This is a genomic window from Ensifer sp. YR511, assembly GCF_900103045.1.
In the GTDB taxonomy this organism is placed as follows: domain Bacteria; phylum Pseudomonadota; class Alphaproteobacteria; order Rhizobiales; family Rhizobiaceae; genus Ensifer; species Ensifer adhaerens.
On the sequence record NZ_FNGR01000002.1, the window covers coordinates 305,254 to 323,185 of the forward strand.

At 61.2% G+C, this 17,932-nt stretch carries 18 protein-coding genes and 1 tRNA gene; 11 read left to right on the forward strand and 8 right to left on the reverse strand.

Annotated features, from left to right (window positions below; all coding sequences use genetic code 11):
- Positions 1–35: 35 nt before the first annotated feature.
- The 3 genes from BLU15_RS05970 to BLU15_RS05980 form a co-directional block, all read right to left on the reverse strand.
- Positions 36–1,076 carry a porin gene (locus tag BLU15_RS05970; RefSeq protein ID WP_034804167.1) on the reverse strand — a complete coding sequence of 347 codons (1,041 nt, stop codon included), beginning with the start codon at positions 1,074–1,076 and terminating at the stop codon, positions 36–38.
- A 660-nt stretch (positions 1,077–1,736) separates the two neighbouring features.
- A tRNA-Ser gene (locus BLU15_RS05975) sits at positions 1,737–1,826 on the reverse strand.
- Between the two features lie 186 nt (positions 1,827–2,012).
- Complete coding sequence (locus BLU15_RS05980; RefSeq protein ID WP_176960269.1) at positions 2,013–4,232, reverse strand: caspase family protein; 2,220 nt, start codon at positions 4,230–4,232, stop codon at positions 2,013–2,015.
- Positions 4,233–4,523: 291 nt separating this feature from the next.
- Between BLU15_RS05980 and BLU15_RS05985 the strand changes: the two genes are divergently transcribed.
- The 3 genes from BLU15_RS05985 to BLU15_RS05995 all read left to right on the forward strand — a co-directional run bounded on the left by BLU15_RS05985 (position 4,524) and on the right by BLU15_RS05995 (position 6,695).
- Positions 4,524–4,880, forward strand: a complete 357-nt coding sequence (locus BLU15_RS05985) for a hypothetical protein (RefSeq protein WP_090294647.1) — start codon at positions 4,524–4,526, stop codon at positions 4,878–4,880.
- Between the two features lie 201 nt (positions 4,881–5,081).
- Positions 5,082–5,459: a PilZ domain-containing protein gene (locus BLU15_RS05990; protein WP_034804171.1), complete on the forward strand. Its 378-nt coding sequence runs from the start codon at positions 5,082–5,084 to the stop codon at positions 5,457–5,459.
- 120 nt (positions 5,460–5,579) lie between these two features.
- A complete protein-coding gene (locus tag BLU15_RS05995; protein ID WP_090294648.1) occupies positions 5,580–6,695 on the forward strand; it encodes a pyridoxal phosphate-dependent aminotransferase in 1,116 nt (371 codons plus the stop codon).
- Positions 6,696–6,746: 51 nt separating this feature from the next.
- Here BLU15_RS05995 and BLU15_RS06000 read toward each other — a convergent pair whose 3' ends face one another.
- Positions 6,747–7,013, reverse strand: a complete 267-nt coding sequence (locus BLU15_RS06000; RefSeq protein WP_034804178.1) for a sel1 repeat family protein — start codon at positions 7,011–7,013, stop codon at positions 6,747–6,749.
- 595 nt (positions 7,014–7,608) lie between these two features.
- Between BLU15_RS06000 and BLU15_RS06005 the strand changes: the two genes are divergently transcribed.
- From BLU15_RS06005 to BLU15_RS06025, 5 genes are all read left to right on the forward strand, one after another.
- Complete coding sequence (locus BLU15_RS06005) at positions 7,609–7,950, forward strand: DUF2147 domain-containing protein (RefSeq protein WP_034804181.1); 342 nt, start codon at positions 7,609–7,611, stop codon at positions 7,948–7,950.
- A gap of 314 nt (positions 7,951–8,264) precedes the next feature.
- Positions 8,265–8,438, forward strand: a complete 174-nt coding sequence (locus BLU15_RS06010; RefSeq protein ID WP_034804185.1) for a hypothetical protein — start codon at positions 8,265–8,267, stop codon at positions 8,436–8,438.
- A 72-nt stretch (positions 8,439–8,510) separates the two neighbouring features.
- A complete protein-coding gene (locus BLU15_RS06015; RefSeq protein WP_162728748.1) occupies positions 8,511–8,687 on the forward strand; it encodes a hypothetical protein in 177 nt (58 codons plus the stop codon).
- A 145-nt stretch (positions 8,688–8,832) separates the two neighbouring features.
- Positions 8,833–9,153 carry a YnfA family protein gene (locus BLU15_RS06020; RefSeq protein ID WP_034804329.1) on the forward strand — a complete coding sequence of 107 codons (321 nt, stop codon included), beginning with the start codon at positions 8,833–8,835 and terminating at the stop codon, positions 9,151–9,153.
- Between the two features lie 83 nt (positions 9,154–9,236).
- Positions 9,237–10,739, forward strand: a complete 1,503-nt coding sequence (locus BLU15_RS06025) for an AMP nucleosidase (protein ID WP_090294650.1) — start codon at positions 9,237–9,239, stop codon at positions 10,737–10,739.
- Positions 10,740–10,780: 41 nt separating this feature from the next.
- On the opposite strand, the gene BLU15_RS06030 is transcribed toward BLU15_RS06025, so the two are convergent.
- Complete coding sequence (locus BLU15_RS06030) at positions 10,781–11,734, reverse strand: lysylphosphatidylglycerol synthase domain-containing protein (protein WP_034804192.1); 954 nt, start codon at positions 11,732–11,734, stop codon at positions 10,781–10,783.
- Between the two features lie 130 nt (positions 11,735–11,864).
- Here BLU15_RS06030 and BLU15_RS06035 point away from each other — a divergent pair, with 130 nt between their 5' ends.
- Positions 11,865–12,842 (forward strand): glycosyltransferase family 2 protein, encoded by a 978-nt coding sequence (locus BLU15_RS06035; protein ID WP_034804195.1) that lies wholly within the window; start codon positions 11,865–11,867, stop codon positions 12,840–12,842.
- Entirely contained in the window at positions 12,835–14,364 is a 1,530-nt protein-coding gene (locus BLU15_RS06040) for an ArnT family glycosyltransferase (protein ID WP_090294652.1), read from the forward strand. Before BLU15_RS06035 ends, BLU15_RS06040 begins: the two co-directional genes overlap by 8 nt.
- On the opposite strand, the gene BLU15_RS06045 is transcribed toward BLU15_RS06040, so the two are convergent.
- Positions 14,301–15,224: a diacylglycerol/lipid kinase family protein gene (locus BLU15_RS06045; RefSeq protein WP_090294653.1), complete on the reverse strand. Its 924-nt coding sequence runs from the start codon at positions 15,222–15,224 to the stop codon at positions 14,301–14,303. The genes BLU15_RS06040 and BLU15_RS06045 overlap by 64 nt on opposite strands.
- Positions 15,225–15,391: 167 nt before the next feature.
- Entirely contained in the window at positions 15,392–15,865 is a 474-nt protein-coding gene (locus BLU15_RS06050; protein WP_060522089.1) for an Lrp/AsnC family transcriptional regulator, read from the reverse strand.
- A 152-nt stretch (positions 15,866–16,017) separates the two neighbouring features.
- Here BLU15_RS06050 and BLU15_RS06055 point away from each other — a divergent pair, with 152 nt between their 5' ends.
- On the forward strand, positions 16,018–16,926 hold the full coding sequence (locus BLU15_RS06055) for a DMT family transporter (protein WP_090294654.1): 909 nt from the start codon (positions 16,018–16,020) through the stop codon (positions 16,924–16,926).
- Positions 16,927–16,999: 73 nt separating this feature from the next.
- On the opposite strand, the gene BLU15_RS06060 is transcribed toward BLU15_RS06055, so the two are convergent.
- The gene (locus BLU15_RS06060) at positions 17,000–17,887 is read right to left on the reverse strand and encodes an ABC transporter permease (RefSeq protein ID WP_060522087.1); all 888 of its coding nucleotides are present in this window, start codon (positions 17,885–17,887) and stop codon (positions 17,000–17,002) included.
- Positions 17,888–17,932 lie beyond the last annotated feature (45 nt).

Here is a 17,932-nt window from a genome sequence, read left to right on the forward strand (position 1 = left end):
CCGGGTTTCTCTCTTCTGACCGAGGTCAGACGATCTTAGAAGTCGCGCTGCAGGCGGACGAAGCCGAATACCTGATCCTGTTCGCCGTCAGCATCTTCGTACTGAACCGACACGCGGGTCGCGAGACCTTCGGTGATCTTGTAGTCGAGCGTGACGCCAGCGCGCCATGCGTCGTCACCGCTGAAGTCGGTGAGCGAGCCGTGGCTCAGGTTGTCGAAGTACTGAACGCCGGGGGTGATGGCCAGCTTGTCGGTCGCGTTGAAGCGGTACGACGCAGCAACGGTCCACTCAGACTTTTCCCAGTAAGCGTTCGGGTTCGAAGCCCAGATACCAGCAACCTGGAAGACGCCCGGGCCGAGGTCAGCCGAGAGCAGAGCGCGGATTGCGCCTTCTTCGAGTTCAGAGTCGTAACCGCCGAGCAGGTCGAAGGAAACGCCGCCGAGCGAAGCCGAAACGATACCGGAAACGCCAACACCGTTCGACTTGGTCGAGGTGCCTTCGAGTTCGTCAACCGAGAGACCGGCCTGGAACGAACCGCCGTCGTAGAGGTAGGCGATCGAGTTGAATTCGGTGAAGTTGCCGAGCGAGTCGGTTTCGCCGTTCAGGCCCTTATCCCACCAGTTGTAGAAGAAGCCGGCCTTGAGGCCACCGAGCTGGATGTAGGCTTCGTCAACGTCGATGAAGCTGTCGCCGATGTCGGTGTCGTTGTCAGCGTTGAACTCAGCAGCGAAGAAGCCAGTGAGCGTGCCGTATTCGGTGTCGCTCTTGGCGTCGAACGAGATGTAAGCGCGGGAGAAAACGTCCCAGTCCGACGTGGACTGACCGCCCAGGTTGCCCTGGTTGTAACGGCTGTCAGCAGCGTCTTCACCGAACGAACCCTGAACACGGATGAAGCCGCCGATCTTGAGGCAGGTTTCGGTGCCCGGGATGTAGAAGTAGCCAGTGCCGAAAGCGTCGCAAACGCGAACGTATTCCATGGGCTCCGGCTCTGCTGCGACGATAGCGTCGGCTGCCTGAGCGCCGGAAACTGCTGCGAGAGCTGCAGCGGAGCCGAGAAGAAGGCTCTTGATGTTCATTTCTGACCTCCAGTCAAAAGTTTCAAACGGGTCTGGGTATTTTGCTGAAGGACAGCTTTCCCTGCCCCATCCCCAACGTTCAAGAAGTCGGACGATCAACCGCCCTTGCTTCCGGAGTTGAAAATACAAGACCGGATCACCGGCGCAACGTCCAACTAGCGAGTTCACGTCCTTTGCATCGCCCTTCGCCGAGGCCTGTTGCTGAAACGACACAAAATCGCCGCAGACCCCCGCAGAAAATTAACAAAGCATTAAGAAAACCCTTTAGCGACGGGGGGTTAGCATAAGGAAGGTGGGGGTCGCCTGTTTCAGAAAGAGGCAGAAACCCGCCCAAAACAGGGGAAAAGCTGGACGCGAACCCCGTTTCAGATGTCCAGTGAATGCCTAAAACAGCATTCGCTCCAAGAAAGCGCTTGGTGGAGAAAGGATGGCGGCCTGAGGAATCAGCAGAATCAACGCAGAGATTCGGCAAACGCCCCGACCAGGTGATTCTGGACGATGCAAAGATCAGCACCAGCACCAAGAATGCACGGGCGCCCCTGGCGACGACTGCCGCCACGGCCAACGAACCACAACAAATGAAATTCAGTCGCGAGATAGCCGAGACCAGATGCTCGCTCGAAGGGCGGGGTGCAAAGGACATGGGGCTATTTGGGATAATGGCGGAGAAGAAGGGATTCGAACCCTCGATACCGTTTCCGGTATACTCCCTTAGCAGGGGAGCGCCTTCGACCACTCGGCCACCTCTCCGTTAGCGCCTGACTAGTGTCACTCAGCGGCCAATGCAAGATTTTTTTGTCGGTTTCCGGGAAATCCTCGCATTTTCATGTGGGCCGCGATCGGCAACCCGTCGTGCCGCGTCGTGTTCGCCCTCATCTCCGCAGGCAAGACCAGCGTACGCAGCGATGTGATTCCGCATCGGCGCACGCGTGCTGCCTACGATTTGCGCGCGAGGCGCTCGATTGCCTGTTGGGTCGCCGCGCCGAACTCGCCGTCGACCGGACCACCATAATACCCGCGGTCCTTCAGCAGGTTCTGCATTTCCTTGCGGAATGCGGGCGTGAAATTGTTGGGCTGGCTCTTCAGTTCATCGAGTTTCGCCGGATCGCCGCCCTCGACGCTGGCTGCAGCCCAGCGAACCGCCTCCTTCGCGTCCGCCTTGGTGCCGAGGCCGTAATCATAGAGGCGACTGAGGTTGCCCATCGCATAGGCGCTGCCGGCGTTGGCCGCCATCTCATACCAGGTGCGCGCCTGCACATAGTCCTGCGCGACACCATTGCCGATATCGTAGAACCAGCCGAGCAGTGCCATGGAATAGGAATCACCCACGTTGGCCGCCTTCTCGTACCAGACCTTGGCTTCCGGGTAGCTCTGCTCAGTCCCCAGCCCGTTCTGATAGGCCCAACCGAGCGACGACATGGCGTTGGCGTCGCCGCTTTCGGCTGCCTTCTTATACCAGGCGAGCGATTGTTGGAGGTCTTTCGGCAGGCCAAGACCTTCGCGATAGAACCAGCCCATCGTCGCCATGGCATTGGCATAGCCCTGATTGGCCGCCAGTTCATACCACCGGGCGGCTTCCGCATAGTCCTGCGCGATGCCGTCATAGCCCTCGCGATAGAGCCAGCCGAGCGAGGCCTGCCCATAGGCATTGCCGGCGCGGGCCGCCTGGTCGAACATGCGCTTGCCCTCGTCGACGTCCACCGGCCCATCGGTCCCGTATACCGAGAACCACGCGAGATTGGTCAACGCATACATGTTGCCGCCGTCGGCCGCCTTCCGGTAGTTGCGCCGCGCCTCGACATAATTCCGCCCGGCGTCCTGCGCGCGCCCCAACATATTGACGAGCATCATATCGTCAGGGTTTTCGTTGACGGCTTGGGCACAGGCGGTGAGCGCCCTTTCGGCGTCGAGCTTCAGGAAATTGACCCCGAGGAAACCGGGCATCGACTGCGGCTCGCCGGCAAGCAGATAGCAATCGCGCGAAGCCTGGGTGTCCTTGCCGGTCGGCGAGACGTTGAGGCCCTTCTGTGGCTCGAGGGCCGCAATTTGCTGCTCGGCCTCCGCCTTGTGCTTGCTGTCAGGGTAGCGCTCGATGAAGCGCGTCAGCGCCGCCGCATCGGTCGACTGCTTCAAGGCGTCCCAGGCAATCTCGTCCGGCGTCACGCTCGATGTCTGCTCGGCTTCGCTCAAGAGCTTCAACTTCTTTTCGGCGAGCATCTTGTAGACCGGGTCCGAACCATGCTTGGCCAGGAAGGCGGTCAACAGGTCCTTGTCCGCGAGATCGCGGATGTTCTGCCAGTCGGCAGCCGCCTCGGATTGGCTGTTGGGCGACAGCTGTCCGCCATTGTTGGTGACGGTGATGTTCACCTCTTTGATGTTGAGAAAGATCTGGGCGCCGCCGAGCGAGCCGTAGACGAAAGGCTCCTGGCCGCGATTGGTCACCGACACCACCTCGTCGCGAACCTTTCCAAGCGCGATGCGGACATCGACGCCCGGTTCCGTCAGATACTTGGCGAGTGCCGTGGCGAAGGGGCTGTTATTGCCCTCCCCGTCGAGCGCGACCGTGCCGGCCTTCGAGGCGAAGGCGACGAGCAGATCGGCCGATTCGGGCTCGACGCGCGCCAGTCCGCGCGAAACGGCCCTGGTCGAGATCGAACGCGTCATGCTCTGCTCGAAAGGATTGTTGCGACAGGCGTCGAGAATCACCAGCTTGAGCTTGGTCGCGCCTTCGAGCGAACGCTGAACTCGATCGAGGCCGATCGCCTCGTCCTCGATATCCTTGTCAGTCTTCAGTTGCGCGTCGACGGGAAGCAGGAAGTTCTCGCCATTCATCTCCATGCCATGGCCTGAGTAATAGACGATCGCAACTTCGGCACCGGTCGCGAGATCCTCGAAGTCGCGCAGGGCCTTGACCATGTCCTGGCGACCGACGTCGTGCACCGTCGTCACCGAGTCGAACCCGGCATCCTCAAAAGAAGCCTTCATCAGTTCGACGTCGTTGGCGGGGTTGTTGAGCGGCGACGTCGCTTCATATTTCTCATTGCCGATCAGCAGCGCGACGCGTTTTGCCGCCCATGCCCCTGATGGCATCGACACAAGCAGCGCCACACAGACGATCGAAAGCGGCAGCCACCGCCGCGCAAGCCCCAAGGCCATGTTATTCCCTCCAGCACCGATCATCGTCTTCCGCCTTGCCCAGCGTGAACGACAGGCGATGCCTCGCCCGATTACCCTCGGAGGCGGCCATCGGCGCCCCGCTCATGTCTAATGAAAGTATTACGTATGAGGTTGGGGCTTTCAATGTGCGCACCTGCCATAATTTAGCGACAACGCTTGCCGATGGCACAAGGTCGAAGCAAGGCGGCGTGCTTAGCTCGATCACGGGGGCAGCGAGTCCGCCAAGAACACCACAGATCCGCCGAGGGCTGCGCTGATACGGAGCTTGCCATGTCGATGAAAATGCATGTCGCCGAGGGAAAGCCAGGCCAGCTCGCCACGACCCACCAGCATTATTTCATCGAGCGGCCGTGCAGGATCCTCGTCATTGGCCAGCACCTGAGAGCCAAGACAAAGTATCGGTGCCTGCTGCGCCATATCTCTATTGCCGGCGCGATGCTCGACTTCAATGCGACGATCCCGCTGCCGAAGCACTTCTTCCTCGAGATCGAGGGCTTCAAGGAAGAGATCGGTTGCTCCGAGGTTTACCGTGAGAGAGCGGAACTCGGGGTGCGTTTCAACATGCTGCTTTCGGCAGATTTCCTGAGACGCCTGATCCGCATGCAGTTTTCCAGCGGCGGACTTTGATCTCCTCAAATCAAGCGAGCCCCGACATTAGATTTTTAGTGATCGATTTCAGGGGATTGCAAGTTTCTTCTGCAAGACTGATTCTAGCATCGGTGGAAATCGTCCACCGATATGATGTGGGACAAATGAATTGTCCGGGGTCCACGAATGCGGTCAAAGGTTGATCGTGCCGTGCGACCCGGCACTGGCGGAGAAAGACGCATGCAGAACCAGACCATGTATTCCTGCGTCCCCTCGCCATTTTACGAGCGGCGCTACGAGCGTTTCAACATCGGCCATGCGGGCACGCTGACCGCCGTGCAGCCGGGGCTCGGAAGCGTCTCGGTCCGGTCCTGCCGGATGATCGACATATCGCGCGGCGGCGCGAGCTTTGCCGTCGACACCAATATCGGTCTGCCGCAACATTATTATCTGCACATCGTCGGCACTTCGCTTCGGATCGGCTGTGCAGAGGTCTATCGCAACGGCGAGCGCATCGGCGTCCAGTTCATCAAGCCGATCGAGCAGACCTTGCTGCGCGAAATCATCCGGCAGGAGTTCTTCACCGGGCAGGTCAAGAACGCAAAGCCGCGGCGATAGGCAACCCGCAAGACGAAAGGCGGCGGATTCCCGCAGCTTTTCTTTCGGGAACGATTCCGAATTGCCAAAGCATGCGATAAGTTCCCCCGTACGTCATCCGAACGGGGCCTTATCTTCAGCATGTCCGCATTCTCTCGCTTCACGCCGCTCATCCAATCCCTACCATCCACCATCCCCTTTGTCGGGCCGGAGGCGATCGAACGCCAGCGCGGGCGCGCGATCGCGGCGCGCATCGGCGCCAATGAAAGCGGCTTCGGTCCGGCGGAGAGCGTGCTTTCAGCGATGAGAGAGGCATCCAGCGGAACCTGGAAATATGCTGACCCGGAAAATCACGATCTGAAACAGGCGCTTGCAGCCCGTCTCGGAACCAGCCCGGCCAATCTCGCGATCGGCGAAGGCATCGACGGCTTGCTCGGCCAGATCGTCCGCATGGTGATCGAGCCGGGCATGCCGGTCGTCACCTCGCTCGGGGCTTACCCCACCTTCAACTACCACGTCGTCGGCCATGGCGGCCGGCTCGTCACAGTGCCCTATGCGGGGGACCGGGAAGACCTCGACGGGTTACTGGCAGCCGTGAAGCAGGAAAATGCGCCGCTCGTCTATTTCGCCAATCCCGACAATCCGATGGGAAGCTGGTGGTCGGCCGAACGCATTGTCGAGTTCGCGAGGGGCCTGCCCGAAACGACGCTGTTCATTCTGGATGAAGCCTACTGTGAAACCGCACCGGCCGAAGCGCTACCACCGATCGACGCCCTGATCGACATGCCGAACGTGGTGCGCACGCGCACGTTCTCGAAGGCCTACGGGCTTGCGGGTTCGCGTGTCGGCTATGTGGTCACCACGCCGGGCACGGCCCAGGCTTTCGACAAGATCCGCAACCATTTCGGCATGAATCGGATCGGCGTCGCCGCGGCAATCGCAGCGCTTGCGGACGAGGTGTATCTGAAGGAAGTGACGGCCAAGATTGCGGCGTCGCGGCAGCGAATTGCTGCTATCGCCACGCAAAATGGCCTTGCCCCGCTCGTCTCAGCCACCAACTTCGTGGCCGTCGATTGTGGCCGGGACGCGGTCTATGCCCGCGCGATCGTCGATACCTTGATGAGCGACCACGGCATCTTCATAAGAATGCCGGGGGTGGCGCCGCTCAATCGCTGCATCCGGATCAGCACCGGACCGGAGACGGAGATGGTCCTGCTCGAAGCGGCTATGCCCGCGGTCCTGAAGAAACTCGCCTGACCCCTTTTCTCAAGGCCCAGCTTGCGGCGCCGTCGGGCGCCGCCCGTCCGATCAGTGAACCGTCATCCATTCGCGAGCTGCGCGCAGCGCCGCTGCGAGGTCCGGCTTGCTCATCGTCATCGCCAGGTCGGCGCGCAGATCGACGGCGCGGTCGCAACCCTTGATCGCCGCGATGTTCAGCCACTTGTGGGCGGCGACGAGATCGACCGGGCGACCGTGGCCGGTCGCATAGGCCAGACCCATGTCGCAAAAGACTTCCGCCTGGTTGTCACCACCCATCGCGGCATCCGAAGCAATCTGCATATCAAAACGTGCCATTGTCGTGTCCCTGTCTTGCCTGGTTGGTTTTTCCGAAGCGGCCCGCCCGTTTGGGGCGGACCATGCTCCAGATCAGCACTTGTTTTGGTCCCTGTTCGACCTTGCCTCTTTGCGGGCCTTTCCGAAGCGCGCCGTCTTTTTTGCGGTGTCGTCTTCGGTGGTTTTTCGGAGCGTTTCGTTCCGCTCGTCTTATGGCTTCACTATGCCTGACGGGCTTCAATGGGCGCTTAAAATGCATGCTTAATTTGCGACAAACAAAGTTCAAACGCTTGGTAAACTTGAGTTTTTGTTAAACATCGGAAGGCCTGAAATCGCGCGCATTCGCCTCAAAATTTACGAAAAATTCAATCGACGATTTCAACCAAACGCTAACCACGAAAAGATCGGCGCCAGAAAAGTCCGCGCAATTCCTTGCGCAAGAAGCGCTCAAAACCGCCCAGGAAAAAGCGGCAAAGGCCGCGATTCGGCTGGTTTACCTTTACGTGCGCGTAAGCTATCTTGCCCGCGGCGGTGAGGAGACTGCCTTTTCATACGAGGACATCTTGAGCTGCCGGCGGAGCGGACCACGCCGGCAGCCTCAATCTGGAGGACACGAATGCTACGTACATTGCTCATCACCGCGACGCTGGCTCTCGGCATTGCCGGAACCGCCGCGGCGGCGGAACCGATCTTAGGCAACTGGAAGACGGCGAGCGGCGCCACGGCGGAAATCGCCCCCTGCGGCGGCGCCTTTTGCATCACGCTGAAGACCGGCAAGCATGCCGGCAAGCGCATCGGCAACCTTTCGGGCACCGATGGCAGCTACTCGGGCGAGATTACCGATCCGGACACCGACAAGACCTATAGCGGCTCGGGCGCTGTCAACGGCAATTCGCTGAAGATGAAGGGCTGCGTGCTGAAGGTGCTGTGCAAGTCGCAGACATGGACCCGTCTCTAACAGAGCCGGCGCGGCAGAAATCGCCGCTACGATTACGACGATGAAAGGGCAGCCGATGGCTGCCCTTTTTTATGGGCGCGAAGGATCTGCCGAGCGGCCTTTCGCCGGCGCCCTCAACCGGCCTTTTGAAATGGCCCGAGCATACGCCTTCCGTTTCGACGGACAGTGCCACCGGGGTCGGCCGGCTCTCGGCTCCGTGGGCGTACAACCGAAGATGAACGCCAGATGAACGGACATCTCAGCATCAATTCAGTTTGGGTATGCGAAAACACACTCAATCGATTTGAACCTGCCTCCAAACAACGGACAGAACCATGGATATCCTCGCTCGGCGCCTCACCATCATCAGCCTTCTGATGGTCGTTTTCGCTGTCACTCTTGCAGCTGCAGTCAGCGCTGACACCGAACGTCGCCGCAGCAACACCTATCTCGGTTCGCTGACCGATTGCACCGCCCACACGGCACAGTACTGCCAGGCCAAGCTCTAACGCAGCCAGGCAGGCTAAGTTCCAGAGCCTCAACTGAAACCGATCACTTCGTGGTCTGATGGAGAGACGAACATGCTGGCAGCACTTTCGACTTCGGCCTTTCTGTCGCTGCGCGTCCTGGCGCTTGCCAGCCTGCTGATGGCGCCGGTCGGGGCGCTCGCCTATTCCAAGGCCAGCGGCACGGGCGTCGGCAAGCAGGGCGCGGGCCTTGTCCTCTTCGTCACCCTGCAGCGCCAGGCCATGACCTGACGGATCGTTGCGGATCGGAACTACGAGCTGAAAGGGGCGCACATTGCGCCCTTTTGTTTTAACCGGCTTGCGCATCGGCGAGCCGCTTTCCTATCCTTGGTTTTCCAGAGGATTCGTCTCAGCCAAGGCCACCAGACCCGAACCGATGCCCGCCTATCTCATCTATGCCCTCGCCGCCCTTGCAGAAATTGCCGGCTGCTTTGCCTTCTGGGCCTGGCTGAAGCTCGACAAGTCTGCGCTCTGGCTTGTTCCCGGAATCGTCTCGCTGGCGCTCTTTGCCTGGCTTCTGACCTTGATCGACAGCCCCGCGGCCGGCCGCGCCTATGCGGCCTATGGCGGCGTCTATATCGCCGCATCGCTCATCTGGCTCTGGCTGGCGGAAGGCGTCAGACCGGACCGCTGGGATCTTGCCGGCATGACGGTTGCGCTGATCGGCAGTGCGATCATCCTCGCCGGCCCGCGTTGAGCGACGGGCCTCAAATCGCCCCGCGGTTGTGCGTGCCGCCATCTTGTCGTTTGCTTGTCAGAAGCCGCAGCCTATAATGCGACATGAACAAGCGAATCTCTTCACACTCCGTCCTTTCCACAGCAACGCCCGAGCCTTTCGAGCCGCAGCATTTCGATGATCCTGCGGCCGCAGTCGATTGCCTCGAGGCGCTTTACGAGCGCAATACCCGGTTCCTCTGCGAGGCGTTCGAGGGGCTGGGCAAGGGCGGCAAGCCGTTGACCCGTTATCGCGCCTGCTACCCGCAGGTCAGCATCGAGACGAGCAGCTTCGGCCATGTCGATTCCCGTCTTTCCTATGGTTATGTCAGCGCGCCCGGCGTCTATACGACGACGATCACGCGGCCAAAACTCTTCCGGCACTATCTGAAGGAACAGCTCGGGTTGTTGACGCGCAACCACGGTCTCGGCATCACGGTCTCGGAATCGGCCACCCCGATCCCGTTGCATTTCGCCTTCGGCGAAAGCGCCTATGTCGAGGCATCGGCCGCCAATGCCATCGACATCCCCTTGCGCGACCTGTTCGACGCGCCTGATCTGACGACCACGGACGATGAGATCGCCAACGGTTCCTACGAACCAGGTCCGGGCGAACCGTCGCCGCTTGCCCCGTTCACGGCGCAGCGCATCGACTATTCGCTGGCGCGCCTCAGCCACTACACGGCGACGAGCGCCAATCATTTCCAGAACTTCGTGCTCTTCACCAACTACCAGTTCTATATAGACGAATTCTGCGCTTGGGCCCGCCAGCAGATGGCGGAAGGCGGCAACGGCTACACGGCCTTCGTTGAGCCCGGAAACATCATTACGCCCGCCGGGGCCGACAAGCCGGAGACGGACTTTACCCTTCCGCGGTTGCCGCAGATGCCGGCCTATCACCTGAAGAAGAAGGGCCACGGCGGCATCACCATGGTCAACATCGGTGTCGGCCCGTCCAACGCCAAGACGATCACCGACCATATCGCCGTGTTGCGCCCGCACGTCTGGCTGATGCTGGGCCACTGCGCCGGCTTGCGCAACAGCCAGCGGCTCGGCGACTACGTGCTTGCCCATGCCTATATGCGCGAGGATCACGTGCTCGACGACGACCTGCCGGTCTGGATCCCGCTGCCGGCGCTCGCCGAAGTGCAGGTGGCGCTGCAGGATGCCGTAGCCGAAGTGACCGGTTATCGGGACTACGATCTCAAGCAGATCATGCGCACCGGGACCGTCGCCACCATCGACAACCGCAACTGGGAGCTTCGCGACCAGCGTGGCCCGGTCAAGCGCCTGTCGCAGGCGCGCGCCATCGCGCTCGACATGGAATCGGCAACGATCGCCGCCAACGGCTTCCGTTTCCGCGTGCCCTATGGAACGCTGTTGTGCGTCTCCGACAAGCCGCTGCATGGCGAACTGAAGCTGCCGGGCATGGCAACGGCCTTCTACAAGACGCAGGTCAGCCAGCATCTGAAGATCGGCATCCTGGCGCTGCAGAAGCTCGCGGCGATGCCGCCGGAAAAGCTGCATTCGCGCAAGCTCAGAAGCTTCTACGAGACCTCGTTCCAGTAGAGGTCAAAACCTCGCTAGGACATTGCCCCACGGCACGGCGTCTAGCGACGTTTCCCCAAAACCATCGACAACAGCGTGCCCGCGACTGCGGACACGATGATCAGGAGATGCGCGTTGACGCCGGCGGTCGCCAGCAGTTCGAGGCCCGCCCGGCCGGCGGGGGCGCCGAAGGAAACGGCACCGGCCGCAATCGCTGCCGGATAGGTGCCGACGCCAGCCGGCGCATGCATCGGCAGCACCGAAGAAAGCTCGCCTCCGAGCGCGCCGCCAAAACAGGCCGCAAGCGGCGCAACTCCCATGAACGCCAGCACCCAGGCGAGCACGATTACCTTGACGGCCCAGTTGAGGATGGTCATGCCCCAGGCGCGCAGGAACGCAGCCACGGTGCCCGGCAGGCCCGCCTCCAATTCCTCGACGACCGGCTCGAACTTTGCCGGCAGGAGCCTGCGCGCCAGCGCGATTGCGTGGTCCTTCAAGAGAAAGAAGAGAAGCGGCGAGGCAAGCGCCGCAAACCAGACGAGCCAGAGCCCGATCGACCCTCTGCCGAAGACCAATCCGACGACGGCCACGACGAGGAGCGCATGCAGGTCGAGCAGGCGCATGACCAGAAGAGCGGCCGTCCCCCTGGCGAGCGGGACAGAAAACTCCGAACGCATCAGGAGAGGAAAGCTGGTCTCGCCGGCCCGAAACGGCAGCATGATGTTCAGGAGATTGTGGACCTGGGTGACCCGAAAGAGCGGCAGGAAACGCCCCGACGTTTCGCTCGGGAAGTAATCGTAGATGCGATAGCAGCGAATGAAGTAGGTCGCGATGAGCAGCAAGAGGGCCGCAGATGCGGCACCAACGCCGATTTCGGACCACTGGCGCAAGAGCGCTGACCAGCCCCAGAACCACTCAACGAAGGCCGCGTAGGCCGCAATGGCGCCCGCCGACAGCAATGTCATCCGGTTGCGGACGAGCCAGGATCGCCGGTCAGGCTCGCAATCCGATGTCATCAGGCCTCGATTTCCCGTGTTGAAGGGCAAGATTGAACGTTGGTTATCACCGATAACTGTGCAAGAAAACGATTATGTAAGCAGTCCAATTCTTGCGGCAGCGTGAGCGCCGTATGTATGAGCGGTTCCCATGCATCCCATAGAGCTATCCGTCGTCATTCCCGTATTCAACGAAGAAGACAGCATTCAGCCGCTGATTACGCGGGTCCGCGATGCGCTGGCGAATTTTCCGTCCCCCTGGGAACTGATCCTCGTCGACGACGGCAGCACCGATCGAACGCTTGTGAATGCAAGAAAGGCCCTTTCCGATCCCGGCATCGACCTCAAGATCGTTGAACTGCAAAAGAACTTCGGACAGACGGCCGCGATGCAGGCGGGCATCGATGCCGCCACCGGCCGCCTGATCGCCACGCTCGACGGCGACCTGCAGAACGACCCGGCCGATATTCCCGAGATGGTCACAGCGATCGAGGAGCGTCAGCTCGACCTGCTCGTCGGCTGGCGAAAGAACCGGCAGGATGGCCTGCTCCTTCGGAAAATCCCGTCCTGGTGCGCCAATCGCCTGATCGGCAAGATCACCGGCGTCCGGCTTCACGACTATGGCTGCAGCCTGAAGGTCTATCGCGCGTCCGTCATCAAGCAGGTGAAGCTGATGGGCGAAATGCATCGCTTCATCCCCGCCTGGGTCGCAGGCGTCGTGCCGAGCAGCCGCATCGGCGAAATGCCGGTCACCCACCACGCACGGCAGCATGGCCAATCCAAGTACGGGATCTCCAGAACCTTCCGGGTGATTCTCGATCTTTTGTCGGTGCTGTTCTTCATGCGTTACAAGGCGCGCCCGGGACACTTCTTCGGTTCGATCGGCCTTGCGACGGGGGCGCTCAGCGCCCTGATCCTGCTCTATCTCGGCTTCGACAAGTTCGTGCTCGGCAACGATATCGGAACCCGCCCGATGCTGATCGTCGGTGTGATGTTGTTCCTGTCGTCGGTTCAGCTCATCACCACGGGCATCCTCGCGGAAATGATGGCGCGCACCTATTTCAGCGACGACGGCACGACGAACTATATCGTCCGGCAGGTCTTCGTGCGGGACCAGACAGATGCTTGAGGCCGTCAACCGCCGGCCAAACCTGATCCTTGCGCTGATTGCGGGCTACTTCCTGCTTTGCATCGCACTGAGGCTTTCCGCTTCGACTTCGCTCGAGATCGACGAATCCGAGCAGGCCTATGTCTCGCAGTTCCTGATGCTCGGCTACGGCTCGCAACCGCCTTTCTACAATTGGCTGCAATACGGGCTGACCTCGCTGCTCGGCCCGTCAGTGGCGACGATGACCGTACTCAAGAACGGCCTATTGTTCCTCTGTTGTCTCTTCTTCGGCCTTGCATCCCGCGAGGTTCTCGGCGACCGGCGCCTTGCAGCCATCACGACAATGGGCGTCCTCGCTCTGCCGCCGATCTTCCTGCTTGCCCAGCGCGACCTCTCGCACACGGTCGCCGCGCTATTTGCCGTTTCGCTCTTCCTGTACGCATTCCTGCGGACGATGAGCCGGCCGACCTTCTTTGCCTACACTCTTACAGGCGTCGCCGTCGGGATCGGCGTCATCTCAAAGTACAACTTCGTGATCGTTCCGGTCGCGGCGATCGTCGCGATCCTGCCCGAACCGAAACTTCGCGCCCGGCTCTTCGACTGGCGCATCCTTGTCGCAATCGCAGTCTGCGCGCTGATTGCCCTGCCGCACGGCACCTGGGTCCTGCAAAATATCGGCGCCGCGTCGAGCAATACCTTCAAGGAAATGGGAACGGGGCAGGAAGCCGGTTTCGTGTCGAAGGCGTTGAAGGCGATCGTCGCGCTCTTTGCCTCGACGCTTCGCGGCTCAGCGATCATCCTCGCCGTCTTCGCCCTCGTGTTTCGCAAGGACCTGCCGGCGATCTGGCGCGCCGACAGCCTCTGGGCTCGGGTCGTCGGGCGCATGCTGGTCCTCTGTCTCGGCGCCGTTCTCGTCATCATGCTGGTCACCGGCGCCACCCATATGCGGGAAAAGTGGCTGGTTCTCTTCCTCGTCCTGCTGCCGCTCTATCTGGCCCTCAAGGTCAAGGCGTCCGGCGTTGACACCACACGTAGCGTCCGGCCCGTCGCCCTCTTTATCGGCTTCGTCATCGTGACCACGCTGGTCGTGGTGTCTACCCGCGCAGTCGTGCGGCCTTGGTTCGGCAAGGTTTCGAGACTAAGCATCCCCTACAGCAGCCTCGTCGACACCATCGTTCAGCAGCAGGGACGCGAACCGGCGATGGTTCTGGCCACCAACAAGCAGGTGGCCGGCAATCTGCGAACGCGCCTGCACGGGGCCAAGGTCTACGTGCCCGGCAACAACAGCAGCCCGGCGATCGGTCAGCTGGCCGGGCCGCTTCTCGTTGTCTGGACCAACGACGGCAAGGCCGATGCAGCGCCACCGGCGCCACTCGTCGATGTCCTCAAATCCTTCGGCGTGCCGGAAACGCACTTGCAGCCGCAGCAACTCGCCCTGCCCTATCTCCACGGCACGCTCGAGGATCGCTACAGTTTCGGCTACTTCTGGATCGACGATCCGTCGCGATCCGCGCCGACGAGCAGCTTGAGTTCGCCAGGGTGAATGCGCAGCGCGACGTCGCGGCCCATGGGCAGAAGTTCGCCGTCGATGACGCAGTTGATCTTTCGTTCGACCTTCGGAAAATGCAGATCGAGGGCATGACCGCTCATGGCGGTAATCAGCGGACTGTCGCGAAACTTGCCGCGCATTACATCGAGCGCGAGCTTGGCGACACCCGGCGGGCTCAGCGGCGGCGCCGTGTAAAAGCCGAGATGGCCGGCGGTCACGTCGTCCGCATACATCAGCGTGTCGCGGCCGAACGGATTGTTGGAAACCGAGACCGCCGAGACATGACGGCTCTCCTTGTGACCATCGACATCGAACTCGATCTCGAAATCCGGAGGATTGAGAATCACTCCGACTGCGGCGCGGGTGCTGGCGGCGATCTTTCCCGCTCTTGAGCGAAAGCTGTAGGATTCGCGGTAGCGCACCATGCGCGCATGCAGCCCCATGGAGAATTGATGCACGAACGCACGGCCATCGGCGCTGCCGATGTCACCGTCGATGATCACGCCATTCGCCAGCACTTCCGGCACTTTCCAGATATCGAGCGGCAGCTTCAGCGTGCGGGCAAAAAGATTCATCGTTCCGGCGGGAACGACGCCGAGCGGCATGCGGTTCTTCCAGGCGACGCCGGCGGCGGCCGAAATCGTGCCGTCACCTCCGCCGGCAAGAATGGCGTCGAGGTCGTCGCGACGGCAGGTCCGCTCCAACGCCTCTTGCATCTCGTTTCCGGAAACCGCTGCAATCTCGATCTGGTGGCCTGCGGCCTGGAAGACCTCTTCGACCTTCTGGCCATAGGCGGCTATGTCCGTCGTGCGGAACGTTCCGCCGTCGCGATTGAAGATTGCCTTGATTTTCATGAACGGCTCGTCGGCTCCATTGCCGCGGCAATGCGGCTCACCGCGATCAGATAAGCGCGATTGCGGCCAATTCCAGAACCTTACCGAAACTTAACGGGAGCGCCGGTCGTTCGTCCGCTCCATCACGACCAGCACAACAGAAGCCGAGTGTCACAGCAATGCAGCGATCAGCGCGGTTCGGGCAACTTCAGCGGTCCGCCTGTCTTGATCGAGCGGATGGCGAAATTGGACCGGATGTCGGTGACGCCGGGCAAGGCCAACAGCGTCTCGGTCAAGAGTTTCTCATAGGCAGGCAGATCCTCGACGACGACCTCGGCGAGGAAATCGGCATTGCCGGAGATCAGGAAGCAGGAGACCACCTCGGGGATGGCGAGCAGCGCCTCCTGCTGCTGCTGTGCGTTCTCGCGGCTATGGCGCCCAACCTTGATTTCGACGAAGACCGTCAGCCCGAGACCGGCTTCCTTACGATCGATGTCGGCCCTGTAGCCGCGCAGGATGCCGGATTTTTCCAGGTTGCGGATGCGCCGCAGGCAGGGCGACGGCGAAAGATTGACCTTTTCGGCAATCTCGACGTTCGTTGCGCGCGCGTCCTCCTGAAGGATTCTAAGGATGGCGAGATCGAATTTATCGAGGCTTGGCATTTTTATGAACTTCGATTGTTGTTATTGGCACATTGTTGCTGACGATAGTCTATTTCGGGCATAAATCGCAAGGACATGCCCCGCTATCAGGGCGTAATCTTCCTTCCAGACCCAAAAGCCTCTCAGGTATCCAATTCGGGAAGGAAATTCAAATGGTTGCGCTCGCTCTCGATCGCGGCAATACGACGCCTGTCGCCGCCGGCTATGCCGGCGCCTTCGTAACCGTCCTCATCTGGGCGGGCTGGATACTGGCGACCCGCCACTCGGCCGGCACCGCGCTTGGCACGATCGACCTCGGGCTGATCCGCTACGGCGTGCCGGCGGTCCTTCTTGCCCCGGTCTGGCTGAAGACCGGGCTTCTGCCGCGCAAGCTGCCGCTGCTGTTGCTCGTCCTGATGGTCGCCGGTTCGGGCGCCCTGTTCTTCCAGGTCTCCGCCTTTGCGATCCACTCCGTTCCAGCTTCCTCGGTCGGCGTTCTCCTCGGTGGCTCGATGCCGCTTGCCACCGCGCTCATCGGCATCACGGTCTTCGGCGAGCGGCCGGACCGGATGCGCGTGCTCGGCTTTGCCGCAATCCTTGCCGGCGTCGCCATCCTCCTGGCGCGCAGCCTCGGAAGTGCGGCCTCGACCGGCTGGAGCGGCTATGCGCTGCTGCCGACTGCGGCGACCCTCTGGGCGATCTATACCCATGCCTTCCGCCGCTCCGGCCTCAGCCCGCTGCAGGGAAGCGCCCTGATCGCCATCTGGTCGTTCCTGATCCATCTCGGACTTGCCGCCTGCTTTGGAACCACCCTTGCCAGCGTTCCGGCCCAGGAGATCGCCTTGCAGGTCACCAGCCAGGGCCTCCTGTCCGGCCTCGTCGCCATGGTAGCCTACGGCTTTGCCGTGAAGAGCCTTGGCGGTACCCAGGCGGCCGCCTTCACGGCGCTGACACCGGTTCTCGCGATGATCGGCGGCGCCGTCCTGCTCGGCGAGCAGATCGGCCCCTTCGAGATCCTCGCCGCGGTCGTCACCGCTACAGGCGTCGCGCTTTCGACCGGCATTCTTTCGTCCAGGCCCTGAACGCAAAGCTCGTTAGAATGCGAAGGCCCCGGAGGTGTTCGCTCCGGGGCCTTTTTCTGTCTCGACGACAAGCTCAACCGTGAATGATTTCACGGTGTTTTTGCAGCCGGTGACCGTAGGCCTGGCTGACGCGATCGAAGATGATGGCAATGCCGACGATCGCAAGGCCGTTGAAGATGCCGAGCGTGAAGTACTGGTTGGCAATCGCCTTCAGCACCGGCTGGCCGAGGCCCTGAACACCGATCATCGAGGCGATGACCACCATGGCGAGCGCCATCATGATCGTCTGGTTGATGCCGGCCATGATCGTCGGCAAGGCGAGCGGCATCTGAACGTTCTTGAGCTTCTGCCACGCCGACGAACCGAAGGCATCGGCCGCCTCCAGCACGTCCTTGTCGACGAGGCGAATGCCAAGGTTCGTCAGGCGAATCATCGGCGGGATGGCGTAGATGACGACGGCGATCAGCCCCGGCACCTTGCCGATGCCGAGCAGCATGACGACCGGGATCAAGTAGACGAAGCTCGGCATGGTCTGCATCACGTCGAGGATCGGATTGACGATGTTCTGAAACCGATCCGAACGGGACATGACGATGCCGATCGGAATGCCGATGGCGATCGACAGCACGGTGCAGACGAAGATCATCGAGACCGTCTTCATCGTGTCGTCCCACATGTCGAAGTAGCCGATCAGAAGCAGCGTGCCGATGCAGCCGGCGACGATCTTCCAGTTGCGGCTTGCCACCCAGGCGATGAAAGCGATCAAGATCAGGATGATTGGCCAGGGCGTCTTCGTCATGAAGCGCTCCGACTGGATGAGAAAGAATTGCAAGGGCTCGAAGAAGCCTTCGATCGCGTCGCCATAGGCGCGCGTGAAGCCGCGAAATCCCTCGTCGATCGCCTTTTTCAAGGCTCTCAGGCTCTCGTCATCCATGTGTGGAAACTGGGTTAACCAGTCCATTCCATTTCCCCTTCAGATTTCGCCGGCCGCGATTGTTGTTTTGCC

Coding starts and splice junctions, on each gene's coding strand:
- BLU15_RS05970 (WP_034804167.1), bottom strand. CDS start 1,076: ATGAACATCAAGAGCCTTCTTCTCGGCTCCGCTGCAGCTCTCGCAGCA.
- BLU15_RS05980 (WP_176960269.1), bottom strand. CDS start 4,232: ATGGCCTTGGGGCTTGCGCGGCGGTGGCTGCCGCTTTCGATCGTCTGT.
- BLU15_RS05985 (WP_090294647.1), top strand. CDS start 4,524: ATGTCGATGAAAATGCATGTCGCCGAGGGAAAGCCAGGCCAGCTCGCC.
- BLU15_RS05990 (WP_034804171.1), top strand. CDS start 5,082: ATGCAGAACCAGACCATGTATTCCTGCGTCCCCTCGCCATTTTACGAG.
- BLU15_RS05995 (WP_090294648.1), top strand. CDS start 5,580: ATGTCCGCATTCTCTCGCTTCACGCCGCTCATCCAATCCCTACCATCC.
- BLU15_RS06000 (WP_034804178.1), bottom strand. CDS start 7,013: ATGGCACGTTTTGATATGCAGATTGCTTCGGATGCCGCGATGGGTGGT.
- BLU15_RS06005 (WP_034804181.1), top strand. CDS start 7,609: ATGCTACGTACATTGCTCATCACCGCGACGCTGGCTCTCGGCATTGCC.
- BLU15_RS06010 (WP_034804185.1), top strand. CDS start 8,265: ATGGATATCCTCGCTCGGCGCCTCACCATCATCAGCCTTCTGATGGTC.
- BLU15_RS06015 (WP_162728748.1), top strand. CDS start 8,511: ATGCTGGCAGCACTTTCGACTTCGGCCTTTCTGTCGCTGCGCGTCCTG.
- BLU15_RS06020 (WP_034804329.1), top strand. CDS start 8,833: ATGCCCGCCTATCTCATCTATGCCCTCGCCGCCCTTGCAGAAATTGCC.
- BLU15_RS06025 (WP_090294650.1), top strand. CDS start 9,237: ATGAACAAGCGAATCTCTTCACACTCCGTCCTTTCCACAGCAACGCCC.
- BLU15_RS06030 (WP_034804192.1), bottom strand. CDS start 11,734: ATGACATCGGATTGCGAGCCTGACCGGCGATCCTGGCTCGTCCGCAAC.
- BLU15_RS06035 (WP_034804195.1), top strand. CDS start 11,865: ATGCATCCCATAGAGCTATCCGTCGTCATTCCCGTATTCAACGAAGAA.
- BLU15_RS06040 (WP_090294652.1), top strand. CDS start 12,835: ATGCTTGAGGCCGTCAACCGCCGGCCAAACCTGATCCTTGCGCTGATT.
- BLU15_RS06045 (WP_090294653.1), bottom strand. CDS start 15,224: ATGAAAATCAAGGCAATCTTCAATCGCGACGGCGGAACGTTCCGCACG.
- BLU15_RS06050 (WP_060522089.1), bottom strand. CDS start 15,865: ATGCCAAGCCTCGATAAATTCGATCTCGCCATCCTTAGAATCCTTCAG.
- BLU15_RS06055 (WP_090294654.1), top strand. CDS start 16,018: ATGGTTGCGCTCGCTCTCGATCGCGGCAATACGACGCCTGTCGCCGCC.
- BLU15_RS06060 (WP_060522087.1), bottom strand. CDS start 17,887: ATGGACTGGTTAACCCAGTTTCCACACATGGATGACGAGAGCCTGAGA.